The organism is Providencia sp. PROV141 (assembly GCF_028481645.1).
Lineage (GTDB): Bacteria > Pseudomonadota > Gammaproteobacteria > Enterobacterales > Enterobacteriaceae > Providencia > Providencia rettgeri.
Map to the genome: position 1 here is coordinate 1 of NZ_JAMPPR010000042.1, position 4,548 is coordinate 4,548.

General features: G+C 38.6%; 4 protein-coding genes, 5 tRNA genes and 1 rRNA gene. 9 read left to right on the forward strand and 1 reads right to left on the reverse strand.

Going from position 1 to position 4,548, the window contains the following annotated elements:
- The first annotated feature begins 112 nt into the window (after positions 1-112).
- The 4 genes from PSF09_RS20280 (at position 113) to birA (ending at position 2,491) form a co-directional block, all read left to right on the forward strand.
- Positions 113-188: transfer RNA gene (locus PSF09_RS20280), tRNA-Thr, on the forward strand.
- A 26-nt stretch (positions 189-214) separates the two neighbouring features.
- Positions 215-330: ribosomal RNA gene (rrf, locus tag PSF09_RS20285) — 5S ribosomal RNA — on the forward strand.
- 155 nt (positions 331-485) lie between these two features.
- Positions 486-1,520 (forward strand): UDP-N-acetylmuramate dehydrogenase, encoded by a 1,035-nt coding sequence (murB, locus tag PSF09_RS20290; protein WP_210840390.1) that lies wholly within the window; start codon positions 486-488, stop codon positions 1,518-1,520.
- Positions 1,517-2,491 carry a bifunctional biotin--[acetyl-CoA-carboxylase] ligase/biotin operon repressor BirA gene (birA, locus tag PSF09_RS20295; RefSeq protein WP_272684411.1) on the forward strand — a complete coding sequence of 325 codons (975 nt, stop codon included), beginning with the start codon at positions 1,517-1,519 and terminating at the stop codon, positions 2,489-2,491. The genes murB and birA overlap by 4 nt, the downstream gene beginning before the upstream one ends.
- A gap of 39 nt (positions 2,492-2,530) precedes the next feature.
- Here the strand turns inward: birA and coaA are convergent, their stop codons facing one another.
- Positions 2,531-3,481, reverse strand: a complete 951-nt coding sequence (coaA, locus tag PSF09_RS20300; protein ID WP_109913348.1) for a type I pantothenate kinase — start codon at positions 3,479-3,481, stop codon at positions 2,531-2,533.
- 426 nt (positions 3,482-3,907) lie between these two features.
- On the opposite strand from coaA, the gene PSF09_RS20305 reads away from it, so the two are divergent.
- From PSF09_RS20305 to PSF09_RS20325, 5 genes are all read left to right on the forward strand, one after another.
- Positions 3,908-3,983 (forward strand) — tRNA-Thr (locus tag PSF09_RS20305).
- 15 nt (positions 3,984-3,998) lie between these two features.
- Positions 3,999-4,083, forward strand: a tRNA-Tyr gene (locus PSF09_RS20310).
- Positions 4,084-4,158: 75 nt separating this feature from the next.
- A tRNA-Gly gene (locus PSF09_RS20315) sits at positions 4,159-4,233 on the forward strand.
- 6 nt (positions 4,234-4,239) lie between these two features.
- Positions 4,240-4,315 (forward strand) — tRNA-Thr (locus tag PSF09_RS20320).
- A gap of 118 nt (positions 4,316-4,433) precedes the next feature.
- The coding region (locus PSF09_RS20325; RefSeq protein ID WP_232519089.1) for a GTP-binding protein at positions 4,434-4,548 on the forward strand (115 nt) is incomplete at its 3' end.

Genomic DNA, 4,548 nt, shown 5'->3' on the forward strand with positions numbered 1-4,548 from the left:
TAGTGAAACACCGTAGCGCCGATGGTAGTGTGGGGTCTCCCCATGTGAGAGTAGGGAACTGCCAGACATTAAATTTTAAGGTTGTGTCAGTACTGACTGACCGCACCATATTGCTGATATGGCTCAGTTGGTAGAGCACACCCTTGGTAAGGGTGAGGTCCCCAGTTCGAATCTGGGTATCAGCACCATACAATCGGCATTTAAAAAGAATTTACCTAGTGGCAATAGCGCGGTGGTCCCACCTGACCCCATGCCGAACTCAGTAGTGAAACGCCGTAGCGCCGATGGTAGTGTGGGGTCTCCCCATGTGAGAGTAGGGAACTGCTAGGTTTTAAATATAAAGAAGCCACCCATTGGGTGGCTTTTTGCATTCTGTTAATAGCGTAATTTTCACTAATTATCTTATTTTCCTAATCTTGCTATTCACTCTTAATCCAGCCTGATAGACTTATCCTATCCTAGTTTTATTTGTACTGAAGGCTGTAATGAACCTAACGTCTGAACTTAAATCATTTAATAGCTTTGGCATTCAAGCAAAAGCATTATCAATTGTTTGTGTGGATAACCAAGAATCTTTACTCCAACAATGGCTCGAGGCTAAAAATCAGCAACTCCCAGTATTATTATTAGGGGGGGGAAGTAATGTTCTATTTGTTGCAGACTTTGAAGGTGTTGTAATTATTAATCAGCTTAAGGGCATAGAAATAACAGAAGATAACAGTTATTGGTATGTTCATACTCAAGCAGGTGAAAATTGGCATCAATTACTTGAAACATTATTGAGTAAAGGTATTTGTGGTGCAGAAAATTTAGCATTGATCCCGGGTTGTGTGGGTTCTGCACCTATTCAAAATATTGGTGCTTATGGCATAGAGCTGAAAGATATATGCGAGTATGTTGACGTACTTTCCCTTGAAACAGGCAAAGTAATACGACTAACAGCTGCGGAATGCCAATTTGGCTATCGTGATAGTATTTTTAAGCATGAGTATCAATATGGCTATGTCATCATCAGTGTTGGACTAAAATTAGCTAAAGAATGGGTTCCTAAGCTTATGTATGGAGATCTTGCTCAACTTGACCCCAATACAGTAACACCAGAGCAAGTATTTAATTCTGTATGCCAAACACGTAGAAGCAAATTACCTGACCCAACAGTAACGGGCAATGCGGGGAGTTTCTTTAAGAACCCTGTTATTTCAGCAGAAAAGGCACAGGCCATAAAAATAGCTTATCCTAATTGTCCTCAATATGAACAAGCTGATGGCAGTATTAAATTAGCCGCAGGTTGGTTAATTGACCAGTGCGGTTTAAAAGGTCATCAAATAGGTGGCGCTGCTGTTCACACCCAACAGGCGTTGGTGTTAATTAATAAACAGCACGCAACAGGGCAAGATATTGCTAACTTGGCGAAATATGTGAGCCAAACGGTAGCAAAGCGCTTTGATATTAATTTAGAGCCAGAAGTAAGGTTTATCGGCCGAATGGGAGAAGTTAATGCAATGGATTATATTCGATGAAAGAAACTAATATTCCTTTACAGCTAATTGATATCTTAGCTGATGCTCAGGTCCATTCGGGGGAGCAACTCGGTGAACAATTAGGAATGACAAGATCTGCAATTAATAAACATATCAAAACATTGCGCTTTTGGGGATTAAACATAGAAACAATAGCTGGAAAAGGCTATAAGCTTCCATATCAAATCAACTTATTAAGTGAAGAAGCCATTAAAAACCAAATTGATGGTGTGGATATTATTGTTGAGCCAGTTATCGATTCAACAAACCAATATATGTTAGAGCGTATTGCTGAGCTTAAATCAGGAGACACTTGCTTAGCCGAATATCAAAGTGCTGGGCGTGGTAGAAGAGGGCGCCAGTGGATATCTCCATTTGGTTGTAATCTTTATCTTTCAATGTATTGGAAATTAGAGCAAGGGCCTGCAGCGGCAGTGGGACTAAGTCTTGTTGTGGGTATCGTAATTGCTGAAGTATTAAATAGAATCAGCCAAGAAAAAGTGAAAGTAAAGTGGCCCAATGACCTGTATATGAATGATAAAAAACTTGCAGGAATTCTTGTTGAATTAACTGGTAAAACAGGAGATGCTGCCCATATTATTATTGGTGTTGGTATTAACATCGGCATGAATAATAACAACATTGAAAGTTCAAAATCAATAACGCAAGAATGGTCATCACTAAGAGATGAAGTTGAAAATATAGAGCGTAATGAATTATCTGCTAATATTATTAAGTCATTAAGAGAATCCTTAGTTATATTTGAAAACGAAGGACTAAAACCATTTTTAGAGCGATGGTTTAAATTAGATAATTTTCTGAACAGATCTGTTAAGCTACTGATAGGTAATGATATAATTACAGGGATTGAGCGTGGCGTTAATGATCAAGGCGCATTATTACTACAAAAGGATAATGGAGAAATAATTCCCTATATTGGTGGGGAAATATCATTAAGGCCAAACGAGTGATATATTATTGGCCGGAGATAAGCCGGCCAATATAAATAATTACTTTCTTAATCTAACACTCTGAATAGTATGGTTCTCACCTTTGGTCATAATTAAACTGGCTCTTTCCTTTGTTGGTAATATATTTTCTTCAAGATTTAATCCATTAATTTCATCCCAAATAGACCCTGCAATATTAATAGCTTCATCTTCACTTAATTTAGAGTAGCTATGGAAATAAGAATCAGGATCTGAGAATGCACCTTGCCTAAATTTAAGAAACCGACCGATATACCATTGTTTTAATAATTCAGGTGCAGCATCAACATAAATGGAAAAATCAACAAAGTCAGATACAAAGACATGATGAGGATCTTGTGGATAATCCATATCACTTTGTAAGACATTTAGTCCTTCAAGTATTAAAATATCAGGTTGATCAATGATTTGTTCTTGGTCAGGAACGATATCATACGTTAAATGTGAATAAACAGGAGCCTTAACGTTACGTGCTCCTGATTTTATTTGCGACACGAAGTTAACGAGTTTTCGCATATCATAAGACTGCGGAAACCCTTTTTTCTTCATGATATTCCTATCTTTTAATACTTGATTAGGATGTAAGAAACCATCAGTTGTAATCAAGTCAACTTTACGGTGTTCTGGCCAACGAGTGAGTAGTGCTTGTAGTAAACGTGCAGTTGTACTCTTACCAACGGCTACACTACCTGCTATACCAATAATATAAGGCACTTTTGCGCCATTAGTCCCAAGGAACTGCTCTAGGACAGCCTGACGACGTAAGTTTGAGCTGATATAAAAATTCAATAAACGCGATAAAGGTAGATAAATCTCTATAACATCTTCCATAGAGAGTTCTTCGTTAATCCCTTTTAACTCTAGAAGTTCACTCGATGTTAATGTAAGTGGAACTGAATCACGTAAAGTTGCCCAGTGTTCTCTATCAAACTCTAAGTATGGCGTAGTAATAAAATTTTCTTTCTTTTTCATAAACCAACATCTGCCTATTTTATGCAGGTTGGACAGGTTGCCTAAACACCCGTATCCATAAAATTTGCTAGCATCATAGCGAGTGAAAGTGGGGAGGCGTAGGTTTTTTTCTATTTTTTATGAGTTTTTTTTGATGTAGGCAGAAAAAATGATACTGAGTGATGAAAAAAACACCTAAAAATGAGAGGCTAAAATTGTGATATCGAATAAAAAATAATAATTTTAAAAATTTTAAGCCTCTTTCTCCCTTTACTGACCAAATGATAATGGACTATAGTTAACAGCTGCTGTTGATGTTTTAAGCTTAAAATAGTTAAAAAATCAACAAAAAGCCAAAAAGCGAACAAAATGTGAGCGAACAAACAAAAAAATTAATTTTTTTGTTGCAACCTGCGCCGACTCTACCTAGAATGCGCAGCACTTGATGCCGGCATAGCTCAGTTGGTAGAGCAACTGACTTGTAATCAGTAGGTCCCGAGTTCGACTCTTGGTGCCGGCACCATTAACAATTTGGATAGGTGGGATACCCAAGCGGCCAAAGGGAGCAGACTGTAAATCTGCCGTCACAGACTTCGAAGGTTCGAATCCTTCTCCCACCACCATCTCCAAGAAATTTTCTTAAGAGAAAATTTTGAGGAACAGTTTAACAGCTGATAACTCAGGTAGCCGAGTTCATTGCGGGCATCGTATAATGGCTATTACCTCAGCCTTCCAAGCTGATGATGCGGGTTCGATTCCCGCTGCCCGCTCCAAGATGTGCTGATATGGCTCAGTTGGTAGAGCACACCCTTGGTAAGGGTGAGGTCGGCAGTTCGAATCTGCCTATCAGCACCACTTCCCTTATGTTCTCACTAATCTCCCTGATTTGTCTCCTGAAAAAAACAAGCGAAATAAATTCTTGCTTGGTTGATGTGGTTTAACCACCGATTCCGTGTCTTAGAGGGACAATCTAATGTCTAAAGAAAAATTTGAACGTTCAAAACCGCACGTTAACGTTGGTACTATCGGCCACGTTGACCACGGTAAAACTACTCTGACAGCAGCTATCACTACTGTTCTGGCTAAAA

Bases quoted from the DNA above. Each gene is read 5' to 3' on its own strand.
- coaA (WP_109913348.1), bottom strand. From the start codon at position 3,481: ATGAAAAAGAAAGAAAATTTTATTACTACGCCATACTTAGAGTTTGAT.
- birA (WP_272684411.1), top strand. From the start codon at position 1,517: ATGAAAGAAACTAATATTCCTTTACAGCTAATTGATATCTTAGCTGAT.
- murB (WP_210840390.1), top strand. From the start codon at position 486: ATGAACCTAACGTCTGAACTTAAATCATTTAATAGCTTTGGCATTCAA.